Annotated in this window: 12 protein-coding genes and 2 pseudogenes; all 14 read right to left on the reverse strand. The window is 35.8% G+C overall.

Features of this window, described 5'->3' with window-relative positions:
- Positions 1 to 14 precede the first annotated feature (14 nt).
- Positions 15 to 830, reverse strand: a complete 816-nt coding sequence (gene pstB, locus JHK62_RS02685; RefSeq protein ID WP_199575245.1) for a phosphate ABC transporter ATP-binding protein PstB — start codon at positions 828 to 830, stop codon at positions 15 to 17.
- Entirely contained in the window at positions 827 to 1,711 is an 885-nt protein-coding gene (pstA, locus tag JHK62_RS02690; protein ID WP_199575134.1) for a phosphate ABC transporter permease PstA, read from the reverse strand. The genes pstB and pstA overlap by 4 nt, the downstream gene beginning before the upstream one ends.
- Positions 1,701 to 2,633 carry a phosphate ABC transporter permease subunit PstC gene (gene pstC, locus JHK62_RS02695; protein WP_199575135.1) on the reverse strand — a complete coding sequence of 311 codons (933 nt, stop codon included), beginning with the start codon at positions 2,631 to 2,633 and terminating at the stop codon, positions 1,701 to 1,703. Before pstC ends, pstA begins: the two co-directional genes overlap by 11 nt.
- Positions 2,626 to 3,501: a phosphate ABC transporter substrate-binding protein PstS family protein gene (locus JHK62_RS02700; RefSeq protein ID WP_199575136.1), complete on the reverse strand. Its 876-nt coding sequence runs from the start codon at positions 3,499 to 3,501 to the stop codon at positions 2,626 to 2,628. The genes pstC and JHK62_RS02700 overlap by 8 nt, the downstream gene beginning before the upstream one ends.
- Before the next feature lie 98 nt (positions 3,502 to 3,599).
- Positions 3,600 to 4,907: an RsmF rRNA methyltransferase first C-terminal domain-containing protein gene (locus JHK62_RS02705; RefSeq protein ID WP_199575137.1), complete on the reverse strand. Its 1,308-nt coding sequence runs from the start codon at positions 4,905 to 4,907 to the stop codon at positions 3,600 to 3,602.
- Positions 4,908 to 5,043: 136 nt separating this feature from the next.
- A complete protein-coding gene (locus JHK62_RS02710; protein WP_199575138.1) occupies positions 5,044 to 5,814 on the reverse strand; it encodes an inositol monophosphatase family protein in 771 nt (256 codons plus the stop codon).
- Positions 5,798 to 6,082 carry a UPF0223 family protein gene (locus JHK62_RS02715; protein ID WP_199575139.1) on the reverse strand — a complete coding sequence of 95 codons (285 nt, stop codon included), beginning with the start codon at positions 6,080 to 6,082 and terminating at the stop codon, positions 5,798 to 5,800. The genes JHK62_RS02710 and JHK62_RS02715 overlap by 17 nt, the downstream gene beginning before the upstream one ends.
- Complete coding sequence (locus tag JHK62_RS02720; protein ID WP_199575140.1) at positions 6,072 to 6,488, reverse strand: Spx/MgsR family RNA polymerase-binding regulatory protein; 417 nt, start codon at positions 6,486 to 6,488, stop codon at positions 6,072 to 6,074. The genes JHK62_RS02715 and JHK62_RS02720 overlap by 11 nt, the downstream gene beginning before the upstream one ends.
- A 123-nt stretch (positions 6,489 to 6,611) precedes the next feature.
- Positions 6,612 to 7,523 (reverse strand): bifunctional riboflavin kinase/FAD synthetase, encoded by a 912-nt coding sequence (locus JHK62_RS02725; RefSeq protein ID WP_199575141.1) that lies wholly within the window; start codon positions 7,521 to 7,523, stop codon positions 6,612 to 6,614.
- Positions 7,524 to 7,566: 43 nt separating this feature from the next.
- Positions 7,567 to 8,457 (reverse strand): tRNA pseudouridine(55) synthase TruB, encoded by an 891-nt coding sequence (gene truB / locus JHK62_RS02730; protein WP_199575142.1) that lies wholly within the window; start codon positions 8,455 to 8,457, stop codon positions 7,567 to 7,569.
- Positions 8,458 to 8,504: 47 nt separating this feature from the next.
- Positions 8,505 to 9,404, reverse strand: a pseudogene (locus tag JHK62_RS02735) (DUF2130 domain-containing protein); the annotation flags it as partial.
- 173 nt (positions 9,405 to 9,577) lie between these two features.
- Positions 9,578 to 9,755, reverse strand: a pseudogene (locus JHK62_RS07975) (DUF2130 domain-containing protein); the annotation flags it as partial.
- Between the two features lie 62 nt (positions 9,756 to 9,817).
- On the reverse strand, positions 9,818 to 10,774 hold the full coding sequence (locus JHK62_RS02740; protein ID WP_199575144.1) for an aromatic acid exporter family protein: 957 nt from the start codon (positions 10,772 to 10,774) through the stop codon (positions 9,818 to 9,820).
- 72 nt (positions 10,775 to 10,846) lie between these two features.
- Positions 10,847 to 13,099, reverse strand: a complete 2,253-nt coding sequence (pcrA, locus tag JHK62_RS02745; protein ID WP_199575145.1) for a DNA helicase PcrA — start codon at positions 13,097 to 13,099, stop codon at positions 10,847 to 10,849.
- Between the last annotated feature and the right edge of the window lie 41 nt (positions 13,100 to 13,140).

Below are 13,140 nucleotides of genomic sequence, written 5' to 3' on the forward strand. Positions count from 1 at the left end.
TTCTCCCTTCTCTTTTAACCAAAACGTCCAGAAATATAATCTGAAGTTGATGGTAGAGTAGCATTTTGAAAAATGGTTTTTGTCTTGTCATATTCAATTAAATCACCATCATAAAAGAATGCGGTGTAATCACTCGCTCTTGCTGCTTGTTGCATATTATGTGTTACGATTATAATAGTATAATGCTCTTTTAAGGCCATCATTGTCTCTTCAACTTGAACGGTTGATATGGGATCTAGTGCACTTGCAGGTTCATCCATTAATAGAATATTTGGTTTAACAGCAATTGCCCTTGCAATACATAAACGTTGTTTTTGACCACCAGAAAGAGAAAGCGCTGATTTGTGAAGATCATCTTTCACTTGATCCCAAAGAGCTGCTTGTTTTAGTGACGTTTCAACGATTTCATCAAGAACTTTTTTATCTTTAAGACCATTTCTTTCAAGCGCAAAAGTAATGTTGCGATAAATTGATTTGGCAAAAGGATTGGGCCTTTGAAAAACCATGCCAATTTCTTTTCTCATTTCATAGACATTAATTTCAGGGCGATTGACATCAATCCCCTCATACCAGATTTCTCCAGTTACTTTTGCTGAAGCAATGGTGTCATTCATTCGATTCAAACTTCTTAAGTAAGTTGATTTACCAGAGCCAGACGGGCCAATTAAAGCGGTTATTTTATTCTTTTTAAACTGCATATCAATTCCCTTAATGGCTTCTTTTTTCCCATAAAAAACACGAAGGTCCTTTGTTTCAAGAGAGATTTCATCTTTATCAAAAGAAACAATGTGTTTTTCATTCCAATTATATTCCACTAGCTCTCTCCTTATTTTGATGTGATTTTTTGGTGTATTTTACGACCGATATAGCGTGCTGATAAATTAAAGATAAGAATAAATACCACTAAAACAGCTGCACTACCGGCTGATACTTCAAGTGCATCGGGTAAAGTACCTTCGCTATTGACTTTCCAAATGTGAACAGACAAGGTTTCTGCCTGTCTAAAAATTGATATTGGGCTTGATACGCTTAAAGGGTTCCAGTTTGACCAATCAAGAGCAGGTGCTGATTGACCAGCAGTATAAATAAGCGCAGCCGCTTCACCAAAAATTCTTCCACTAGCTAAAACAATCCCCGTAATAATTCCAGGTAAGGCTTCAGGAACAACAACATGAATAATCGTTTCCCAACGAGAAAGTCCAAGTGCAAGGCCAGCCTCACGTTGAGTGTGGTGGACAGATTTCAAACTTTCTTCAACATTTCTAGTCATCATTGGTAGGTTAAAAATTGTTAAAGCCATGGCACCAGAAATAATGGAAAATCCATAACCAAATTGAACAACAAAAATTAAAAAACCAAAGAGACCTACAACCACAGAAGGAAGTGAACTAAGAATTTCAATCGTGTTTCTAATAATAACCGTTAACTGATTTGGTTTGGCATACTCCGAAAGATAAATTCCCGCTCCTAATGAGATGGGAAACGAAATAAGAAGGGTAATCAACAAAAGCACAACACTATTGTAGAGTTGAACACCTATTCCCCCACCTTCTTTATAAGAACTGGACTGACCAGTTAGAAATTGCCAACTTACGTGAGGAAGGCCTTGAACCAAAATATAGCCTATTAAGCCAATCAAGATTAATAGGACAATCCCTGATAAGGCATATAAAACAAGGGTTGCCAAACGATCAATTTTTTTAGCGCGCATAATTTTTCTTTCCTCTCGGACGTGTAATAAGTTTTATCAGTAAATTAAAGACAAGACTCATTAAAAGTAGAATCATGGCAAGACTCCAAAGAGCATTGTTTTGAACAGTCCCCGTGACAGTATTTCCAATCCCCATTGTCAAAATTGACGTTAGAGTACTTGCTGGTGTTGTCAAACTATTAGGCATAACAGCCGCATTACCAACAACCATCTGAATGGCTAAAGCTTCACCAAAGGCTCTTGCCATTCCAAAGACAATTGCCGTTAGAATTCCAGGTGTTGCTGCTTTTAAAAGCACTCTTCTTATGGTTTGCCAGCGCGTTGCACCCAAAGCCAAACTAGCTTCTTTGTAATGCCTTGGAAGCGACTTTAAGGTATCAACTGTCATTGACGTTACGGTTGGTAGAATCATAACAAACAAAACAAAGACACCGGATAAAATACCAAATCCTGAGCCGCCAAAAAAGAAACGTACAATAGGAACAATAACAGTTAAACCAATGAAACCATAAACAACTGAAGGGATTCCAACCAGTAATTCGATGGCTGGCTGCATGATTTTAGCACCTCTTTTAGGAGACACTTCTGTCATGAATAGGGCAACACCAATGGCAAACGGTGTTGCAAGAATAGCAGATAAAATGGTTACTACAAAAGAGCCAAGAATCATTGGCAGTGCCCCTAACAGACGGTTACCATTTTCATCTTTTAAAGAAGGGCTCCATTCTGTTCCAAATAAGAAATCAAAAATATTCACTTTATCAATGAAAAAAGTTGATAGTCCTTTTTGAGCAACAAATAGTAAAATCAAAGCAACCACTACAACAATTAAAAATAGACAAAGAAAGGTAATTGTTTTTCCGAATATTTCTAACCGAGAATTCTTTGATTTGGATAACAGACGCTTTGAAATATCATTCATTTGTTTTCTCCATAACTGTACCGTCGGCTTTTTTAATTACCTTCATATCATTGATAGAAATGTAGCCGATTTCTTTAACGATACCTTCTTGAACGGTATCACTGAGCATGTAGTCTAAAAACTCTTTGGTGAGACCCGTTGGCTCACCCTTAGTATACATATGTTCATAAGACCAGATAGGCCAGTTATTCACATGAACATTTTCTTCTGTCGGTTCATAACCGTCTAAACTAAGTGCTTTTACTGTATCATTAACATAAGAAAATGAAAGATAAGAAATAGCACCTGGTGTCTGAGAGACAATACTTCTAACAGTTCCGTTAGAATCTTGTTCCTGAGATTTTTTAGAAGGTGTTCCCTTCATGATTATATTATCAAAAGATGTTCTTGTCCCAGAGCCAGAAGCACGATTAATCAAGACAATCTCTAAGTCGTTGCCGCCGACCTCTTTCCAGTTTGTAATTTCACCTGAAAAAATTTTTCTAAGCTGATCGATAGATAAATCGTCGACCATTACATCGGTATTGACTACCGGCGTAACCCCAACTACTGCGACTTGATGATCAACTAAAATAGAAGCATCAACACCTTGTTTTTCTTCTGCAAATAAATCGCTATTTCCAATATCAACTGCACCAGACTGTACTTGTGATAAGCCAGTTCCTGAACCTCCGCCTTGAACATTGATAAATTTCCCTATATTTTCTTTTGAAAATTCATCTGCAGCTGTTTCTACAAGCGGCTGAAGTGCTGTTGAACCGACTGCTGTGGTTGATTCTCCTTTATCAATCCAACTCGAACACGATGTAAGAACAAAGATTCCTAGGATTAATAAAGTAACTCGTAATAAATTTGGTATTTTGTTCATATTAACCTTTTCTTTCTGATTATTAAAACAATTGAAGACTTCTTAAGATATAAGACACCTTAATCATGTCTTCTTAATGATCCATTGGCTTGACTAAATTATGGTGTGCGCAATCCTTTTGGGTAAAAGTTTTTGATCGTTTTTCCAACAATTTTAACAAAGCCTAGACCATTACCTGCAACAAGTAATTGGTACCACCCTTTAGGATATTCTTTTTCTAGAGTGATAATATTCCCTGAAAGGTATTGTTTAAAATCATCTTCATTAATAGCAATTGAAGAAATTGTTTCATCACTAGTCAGTGCAACTCCAAGAGCAAAGCTTGGTTCAAACCGATTCTTTTTAAACGTGCCAAGGTGTAAACCATTTCTAGCTATTTTTAGTTTTGATAAATCTGGTAAATCATTGGGCAAAAGGTATAACTCTTGTCCAAAAGATTGTAACACTCCCTCAAGCTGAATTCTCAAATGAGTTTTTTGAAACTCAACCCAAAGCTCTAGTTGCTGTTTAGTAAGATTAGAGCGACCAGATTTAGGGAATACTCTTTTAGTTTTTCGCTTATCGATTAATTTAGCAACAAATTGACCTTCACCTTTAAACAGGTGTGGGTACATTCTTGCCGTTTGAGGAAGATTAATCCCTTCTTTCATACCATTTATTTTGTCAACAGGTTCTAATTCTAAGAAATCATACGCCTCTAATAACCATGAGACAACTTCTTCATTTTCTTCTGGTGCCCAAGTACAGGTAGAGTAGACTAGTCTTCCACCGGGTGCTAACATCTTAATCGATTCACGTAAAATTTCTTTTTGTAGCAGACTACACTCCTGTGGATACTCGGTATCCCAATACTTGATGGCTTCGGGATTTTTTCGAAACATGCCCTCACCTGAACATGGGGCATCAAGAACAATAAGATCAAAATAATCTTTAAAAACAGCAGCAAGACGATTTAAACTTTCATTGGTCACTACGACATTTCTACCACCAAAACGTTCAATGTTTTCAACCAATACTTTACTTCTCTTGGTAGAAATCTCATTACTGACAAGTATCCCAGTATGTTGAAGATAGGATAACAAATGTGTACTTTTGCCACCAGGAGCAGCAGCCAAGTCTAAAACACGTTCCCCTTTTTTGGGTGCAGCAATTTGTCCCACCATCTGAGCAGCTGGCTCTTGTGAATAAACAACACCAGAAACATGAGCAATGGAATGACCTGATATTTTGCCATAGTAACCCCAAGGCGTCTGAGGAATAGGATCAGGAAAAGTTGGTAACTGTTTTTTTAGAGGATTCACTCGAAATCCTGAAATAGCAGGCTTTTCAAAGCTAGCAATAAAATCTGCTCCATCGGTTTTTAATAGGTTATTGTATTTTTCAACAAAATCTTTAGGTAAATTCATAATACTATTATACTATAGTTTAGTGACTAACGCACCTAGTAAAAAACGAAACTAAAAGGGTTACGCTTCATACCTTACAAAACGCAACCCTTTCTTTGATCTATTTTGGTCAACTGGTAGAAGCTGAAGACCATTTTTATTTTTTATTTTCTTGGATAAATTGGTGAATGACTTCTTCATCAATTGTTGGGAAAAACATTATTTTTTGACGTGTTTTAAAATCAGGTTTCTCACCAGATAAGGTTAACAATTGATAGCCTAACGTCTCTCCCATAATACTTGCTGCCGCATAATCCCAAGGATAGACATAAGAGAAATAAGCCCATGCTTGTCCATTTAAAACACGCCCCATACTAAACCCTGCACTGCCATAGTTTCTGCATCCCAAACTGTGAGACACCAAGTCAGCAATCCCGTGATCATTTTCAGCAAACATCTTAGCATTACTAATGACTAACATTTGATGAAGCTCTTTCTTCTTATAAGGAGAGAGTTTTTCTTGATTACGATAGACTAAAAAGTCTCCTCCACCACTATATAAAACATCGTTCATCACATCATAGATTAAACCAAAGCGACCAACACCCTCTTCAAAATAAGCTACCATGACAACAAAATCTGATTTTTGGGCGATAAAATTGACGGTACCATCAATTGGATCAATCACCCAGACATTTCCTTTATTCCATTCGTGACGAACATTATTTTCTTCAGCTAGAATATTATCTTTTGGGTATAAGTCTTTAATTCGAGAAATGATTAGGTCTTGCACTTCTTTATCGATGTTAGTGACAAGGTCATCAAAACGTTCTTTCATCTGGATTTGCATTTTGTCCATCATTTTATTTATAATAAACGCTCCAGCTTCCCTAATTAACCCCTTGGCAAATTCAAATTTTCTTTTCAAAAGAAATCACGCCTTTCTTTTTTTCTCTAGCAAGTGTCATTACTCGATAGATAGAATAACCACTTAGTTTTTCAAAGGCTCTATCAATTTGTTTTTCCTGACTCTTACTAGAAACCACTTTTTTAAAATTATCATATGCACTTAATAAACTGATCACATCAACTTTTGACTCATAAGCTTTTTCAACCTGATTTAAAAAATGGAGCACTGATATTGTTTCTTCAGTACTCCAAGACAAGTCAATCGGATAAGAATAATTAGTTCCCATCTGTTCCCTCGATTTCTGCTCTGATAGTGGCATCTCTTAACTCTTGTTTACGATAATTACGAGAAAGAAAAGCTCTAATCTCATCTTCATTGTATCCAATTTGCATCATTTTATCATTTAAAATGATTGGTCTTCTCAATAAACTAGGGTTTTCTCCAATTAACATAATTAATTCTGAAATAGAGAGATCATCAACGTCTATATCTAGTTTCTGAAAGACTTTTGAGCGCGTTGAAATAATATCATCTGTACCATTTTCAGTAAATGACAAGATACTCATCAATTCATCATGGTTCAAAGGACTTGTTATTATGTTATGCTCTTTAAATTCAACTTCATGTTTTTTTAACCAAGCTCTTGCTTTACGGCAACTTGTACAACTTGGAGATAAAAATAAGGTAATCATATTACTAACCTCTTTACACTTATTTACTTCATTATAACAAAAATAAACTACTTTTGCTATGTTTTTCAAGAATATTATTAAAATTATCAATAATTTTAATAAGCGTTACTATTGGCGTAATACTTACCAATTTCTTGCTATCTGTTCATCTACTTGTAATTGCTCAACCAATGCATCAATCCCTGAAAAACGTATCATTTCACGTATTTTTTCAAGCCAAATAAGTTCAATTGGTTCACCATATATCTCATCTTTAAAGTCAAAGATATGAATTTCGACTGTTGAGGACTGACCATCGAATGTGACATTTTTACCAACACTTGTCATTGAACGATATTTTTTACCGCGAACAATAACATCTGTGACATAAACGCCATCTGTCGGAACAAATGTTCTATCAATCATTGCAAGATTGGCTGTTGGATAACCGATGGTTCTTCCCCTGGCTTCACCATGAGAAACTATCCCTCTGGTAGATAACGAAAAACCAAGCAACTGATTAGCCTTAAGAACATTACCTGTTGCTATTAATTCTTTAATCCAACTAGAACTAATTTTAACACCATCAATTGAAACCGGCTCAACAATGACAACTTGACCAGGAAAATGCCTTTGTAGATAAGATGCTTCTTGTAAATCACTACCAAAACGATAGTCAAAGCCAACAACAACCGTGTTTGCTCTTAACTTATCAATGTAGGTTTTAATAAAATCAAGTGCACTAGTTTTAGCAAAGCGACTAGTAAAATCCATTAAATAAAGGTAATCAACACCAAATTCAGCCATCTTTGCATAGCGTTTTTCTGGGTAATGGACATGTTTTAAAAGTATTTCATCATAGGGGGCAAAAACAACTTTAGGGGATTCCTTAAAAGTGATTAATGCCACTTTACTTTGTTTTTTTTCAGCATATTTCTTGGCAGTTTCAAATAGTTTTTGATGCCCCTTATGGAGAGCGTCAAAATATCCTAGCACTAAAACTGTCTCTTCTGTTTGATGAATATCATTAAAATCTGTTATTTCGAAAATTTTCATATTGTTATTTTATCATACTTTTCTATAATCAAGGAAAAATAATTTAGATAAGGACCTTTCTTGGTTTATAAAGTTCACCACGTTTTTCCAGAACAGTAACAAGTGTACTCTGATAAAAACCAGCAACAATAGTTTGTGTCATTTGAGCATCTAGTTGTATAAAACGACCGTGACTAATCTCTTTTACCATCTTATCAGTCAATTCAATCCTTGGTAAATCAGAAACACCATAAGCCATCGGCAAAAGAAAAGAGTAATCTTCTTTTTCAATTTTTTCTGCAATCTCATCAAGTGTTAAGCTATCAGACAAGTCTAAACCAGCAGCATTAGTTCGCGTGAGAAGGGACATGTGGCTAGCATACCCAAGTTGTTTGCCTAAATCAACTGCAAGTGTTCTAACGTAGGTGCCTTTACTACATTTGACTCTGAATGAAAAAGAACAGGTTTCTTCTTGAAAAGTGAGAGGACTGGTTCGTACAAATTCAAAAATAGACACTTGTCTTCTTGGACGATCAACTGCTTCACCATTTCTGGCATACTCATATAATTTTTTACCATTAACTTTAACAGCAGAATACATGGGTGGTATCTGTTCAATTTCACCGATAAAACTTGTCATGGCTGAATCAACCATTTCTTCTGTTAAGTCTTGCGCAAGAATGGGCGATCTATCAACCACTTCACCACTACTATCTTCTGTAGTGGTGGAAAAACCTAGTGTCACTTCGCCTTCATAAACTTTACCCGCATCTGTCATAAATTCAATAACGCGAGTTGCTTTTCCAACCGCTATGGGAAGAACTCCTGTAACATCAGGGTCAAGCGTTCCACCATGCCCTATCTTTTTTTCATTTAAAATTTTTCTTAGTTTAAAAACCGCATCATGAGAAGTCATGCCTGCTGCTTTTTTTAAATTTATTATTCCTGAAATCATAGTCCTATTATAGCACACCCATTCCTTAGCGCCGATTATTTTTTTGATTAGTGTTTAAGATTGTCAAACTTTTCTCTCATGGTTGGATTTTTTTTAGTCAATTTTTTGACTGACACGTCATCTAGTTTATTGTTTGCCAGTCTTAATTGATTTTCACTAGTGGTTAGGGCTGCCTTAATGGCTTCCATCCGTTTAATGGCCTTATCAATTTCATCAATGGCTTTTTTAAAGTTAGTACTTGCCGACTGATAATTTTTAGCAAAAGCCTTTTTAAAGACTTCCAAATCCTCTTCAAAATGCGTGATGTCAATATTTTGTTCTTTGACCATAGCCAGTTCTTGTTTGAATTTTAGCGAATTCATTGATGCGTTACGCAAAATACCAATCAATTGAATGAAAAATTGGGGCCTGACAACATACATTTTCTCATACTTATGGCTGACATCTACAATTCCTGTATTATAGTAATCGTTATCAGCTTCAAGCATGGAGACTAAGACAGCATACTCACAGTTTTTTTCCTTTCTATCCTTGTCTAATTCCTTAAAGAAATCTTCGTTTTTGTGTTTGGTCTTCGTTTCATCAGATTCATTTTTCATCTCAAACATGATAGAGAGGATTTCAACTCCATTATCGTCTGTCTCGCGGTAGATAAAATCACCCTTTGAACCTCTTTGAGACACTTGGTTATCTTTTTCAAAATAAGCATTAGGAAAGGCAAGGTTTCTCACCTTGTTAAATTCTGTTTCTGCATAAACTTCTAAACTCTCACCAATGGCTTTGGTTGATTGCTGTGCTTTAAAATTTTTATAAAATTCAACTTGTTCATTGGCTGCTTTTAGTTGAGCAGCGTAATCAATTTGAATATTCTTTAAGGCCAGTTCTTGCTTTTGTTCTTGTAGCACAAGAGCATTCTTTGCCTCATCTCTTTCCTTTTCAATCTGAGAGAGCTTGTCTTTTAATTCATAATCCTTTTCAAGTGTCACTTGATTGAGTTGATTTTTAACTGTGATAATCTCTTGCTCTTTTTTAGCAAGTAATCCGTCGATTTCTAGTTTTTTTGCCTCTTCTTGTGTTTTAAGTTGGTTTTCTAAGGCGATAATCGCTTGCTCTTTTTCACTCAAGGAGGTTTGCAATTGGTTTTTAGCCTTTTCTTCTAACAAAGCAACTTCTTTTGTCAACCGTTCTTGGATTTCTTTTTCAAACTCTGCCCCACGAACTTGAGATAAAAGTTCACTGTATTCTGTTTCATTGACAGTAAATGTGGTGCCACAATGTGGGCATTTTATTGTATTCATAACTAACCTAACCTCATTGTTTTCTAATTTATATTTTGGTGACTGACTAAGGAATTTCAAGACTAATCCGTGTGATAATCGTGGTAAAAATCGACTTTTAGCTGGATAATCCGCTCAACATCGTATAACAGTTGAAACAATATCGCCCTTGTCTCAAACTCATACCGTGTTTTAGGAAGGTCTCGTTTTCTAAAGGACTCTAAGAAAGCCTCAATATCACTTAAAAGTCCTTTGGCAGAATTTTTTTCACTGAGTTGGGCCGAAACCTCAACAAATAATTGTGATAATAGATAGCTTTCAGCACTTTTATATTGAAAATGATTGATGCGTTTAGCCATCTCTCTTAAAATTTTCAACTGGGCTTTTCGCATTTCAAAATAGTGAACTTGATAGTTAGTTTGATTGAATAACTGATTTCTCCTATCAAGATAAACAACTGCTAAGGCTTCTTTTAAGAGACTGTCTAATTGGTTAATAAGTTCAGCATCATTTCGACCATCACCAGTTTTTAAGAAAGAATCAAATTTCAAGAAAATCTTTTTTAATAAGTCTTCTACCTTGATGTGATAGTCATTAATTTGTTTTTGTCTTGAGGGCATGTATAGATTAAAAATGAGAGCAACACCTGCACCAATTAGAAAAAGCGAAAATTCATTTAATAAGAGGGACAAGGTTATTTTTTCAGCTATCAAAAGATGCGTTACCAAAACTGTACTTGGTGCGATCCCACTTTCAAGCTTAAAAGTATATGCTAAAGGCACGTAAATTAACAAATAGACGCCTAAGCTGATTATGGAAAAATCAAGCAAAAAGAATACTATTGCTCCGATTAAGAGGGCCAAAAGTGTTGACAGTAGTCGTTGTTTCGCAATTTTAAAAGACGACCGTCTCGTATCTAGAATGCTAAGGATAGCGATAATGCCAGCTGAAGTGGGATTAGAAAGTCCCCAAAGACTTGCTAAAAAAATTCCGATACTAGTTGCTAAAACCAGCTTAATCGTCCGTTGTAAGATAGGCATGGAAACTCCATTTCTTTCTTTAATTGAGTAGTACAAAAAGAGTGATAACCACTCTTTTTGTTTTGACAGTCCTTATTTTTTTGTAATGGGTGCAATATTAGCCAATACTTTTTTCAGACCAATCTCAGGGAATTTAATCTTAAGTTCTGGTGAGTCTTGACTGCCTGAAATTTCTAAAACAATTCCTTCACCCCATTTTTTATGAAGGGCAACATCGCCAATTTCCCAGTTAGTGACATTTTGACTTACTGATGCCTTAGCTTGTCCTAAAGGTCTGATTGATGACCTTTCATTTTTAAATGGACTTGCTTTGCGAGAGTTAGGCAAGGCTTTATTTGAGGAGAATGGGACAGGAGCCGTTGAAGTATTGGCAGGTCTAGCAAATCCTTGATAATCCAGTAAATCATCATCAATTTCTTTGATAAAGCGGCTTGGAAAATTATAACTGGTTTTTCCATAAAGCATACGTGAATTAGCATTGGTCAGATAAAGGACTTCTTCAGCACGAGTGATTCCAACGTATGCCAAGCGTCGTTCTTCTTCTAATTCTTCTTGGTTTTCTTGTGCTCTTGACAAAGGAAATACATTTTCCTCTAAACCAACAAGAAACACAATCGGAAACTCTAATCCTTTAGCCGCATGAAGTGTCATTAATGTTATTTGAGCATTTTCTGTTGGGCCATCATCCGTATCACTAATTAGAGCTAAATCATTGAGAAAGCGTGTTAAGCGTTCAAGTCCTGACTCTTTTTGTGACTGATTAACCAAGTCATCAAAATGTTTAGTCACTGATAGAAATTCTTCGATGTTTTCAATTCTAGCTTGACTTTCAAGTGTGTTTTGAATTTGAAGCGCTCTTAAGTAATTCGTAACTTCTAACACTTTTTTGGTTAGATCAGTAATAGGATAGTCATCTAGTTGATTTCTTAGCCGTAGAAGCTTGTTCGACAAGTCATAAATAGCTTGAGATGCTTTGCCTTTTATCTGAGATAAAACGATTTGATTAGCAGCTTCTAGAAGAGAAGTATTAATGGATGAGGCATATTGACGCAATTTATCAATAGTACCCGGTCCCACTCCTCTTTTGGGTTCATTGATAATCCGTTCAAAACTGATATTGTCACTTGGATTTGCTATCACATTTAAAAATGCAATAATATCACGAATTTCTTTACGAGAGTAGAACTTTGTCCCACCAACCATGGTATATGGCATATTGGCCTTCAAAAGGGCTTCTTCAATCGTTCTTGACTGGGCATTTGTGCGATAAAGCACTGCAAAATCTTGATAACTTCTTTTGGTTTCCTTGATTAATTTAGCTATTTCACTGACAACGAAAATAGACTCATCATGCTCATCACTCGCACGATAATACACAATAGCTTCCCCATCATTATTTTGTGTCCATAAGCGTTTTGGACGTCGATTTTTATTATTTTCAATGACCTTATTGGCTGCTTGAAGTATTTTCTTTGTTGAACGGTAGTTTTCTTCCAACAAAACAACCTTGGCATCTGGGTAATCTTTTTCAAAATCAAGAATATTTTGCATATCAGCCCCACGCCAGCCATAAATCGATTGGTCAGCATCGCCAACCACGCAAATATTTTTAAACCGGCTGGCTAATAATTTCACCAACTGATATTGGGCATGGTTTGTGTCTTGGTATTCGTCCACATGAATGTATTGATAACGTTGTTGATAGTATGAAAGGATTTGAGGATTTTCGTCAAATAGGCGAAGTGTTAACATGATAAGATCATCAAAATCCATGACTTGACTTTGTTTTAATTCTGATTGATAAAGGGTGTAGCATTTTGCAACAATCCGCTGATAAACATCACTTGCTGTTTTTTCATAGGTCTTAGCATCAATCAAATCATTTTTAGCATTAGAGATGGTTCCTAAAATACTACGCTCATTCCACTGTTTTGGATCAATGTTGAGCTCTTTCATCACCCGTTTCATGAGTGTTCTTTGCTCACCAGGATCAATGATTGTAAATTGACGATTATAACCAATAAATTCAGCTTCTCTTCTAAGAATGCGAACGCACATACTATGAAAAGTAGCAATTAAAGAATCTTGTGTGGCAGGGTTTAGCGCCATAGCTCTTTCTTTCATTTCTCTTGCTGCTTTATTGGTGAAAGTGATGGCTAAAATATTCCAAGGATTGACACCTTTTTCATCAATCAGATAAGCAATACGATGGGTCAATACACGTGTTTTTCCAGACCCTGCACCTGCCATAATGAGTAATGGTCCTTGGGTTGTTTGAACAGCCTCGCTTTGCTTTTCGTTCATACCTTTTAATAGTGAATTCATGGTTTCTCCCTTACAAGTCTATTTAAAAATTATACCATTTT

The sequence above is a fragment of the Streptococcus pacificus genome (assembly GCF_016481305.1).
In the GTDB taxonomy this organism is placed as follows: Bacteria; Bacillota; Bacilli; order Lactobacillales; family Streptococcaceae; genus Streptococcus; species Streptococcus pacificus.

What these genes read in the sequence shown, in the direction of transcription:
- pstA (WP_199575134.1), bottom strand. Translation starts at nt 1,711, where the DNA reads ATGCGCGCTAAAAAAATTGATCGTTTGGCAACCCTTGTTTTATATGCC.
- JHK62_RS02720 (WP_199575140.1), bottom strand. Translation starts at nt 6,488, where the DNA reads ATGATTACCTTATTTTTATCTCCAAGTTGTACAAGTTGCCGTAAAGCA.
- JHK62_RS02700 (WP_199575136.1), bottom strand. Translation starts at nt 3,501, where the DNA reads ATGAACAAAATACCAAATTTATTACGAGTTACTTTATTAATCCTAGGA.
- pstC (WP_199575135.1), bottom strand. Translation starts at nt 2,633, where the DNA reads ATGAATGATATTTCAAAGCGTCTGTTATCCAAATCAAAGAATTCTCGG.
- pcrA (WP_199575145.1), bottom strand. Translation starts at nt 13,099, where the DNA reads ATGAATTCACTATTAAAAGGTATGAACGAAAAGCAAAGCGAGGCTGTT.
- JHK62_RS02725 (WP_199575141.1), bottom strand. Translation starts at nt 7,523, where the DNA reads ATGAAAATTTTCGAAATAACAGATTTTAATGATATTCATCAAACAGAA.
- JHK62_RS02715 (WP_199575139.1), bottom strand. Translation starts at nt 6,082, where the DNA reads ATGGGAACTAATTATTCTTATCCGATTGACTTGTCTTGGAGTACTGAA.
- JHK62_RS02705 (WP_199575137.1), bottom strand. Translation starts at nt 4,907, where the DNA reads ATGAATTTACCTAAAGATTTTGTTGAAAAATACAATAACCTATTAAAA.
- truB (WP_199575142.1), bottom strand. Translation starts at nt 8,457, where the DNA reads ATGATTTCAGGAATAATAAATTTAAAAAAAGCAGCAGGCATGACTTCT.
- JHK62_RS02740 (WP_199575144.1), bottom strand. Translation starts at nt 10,774, where the DNA reads ATGCCTATCTTACAACGGACGATTAAGCTGGTTTTAGCAACTAGTATC.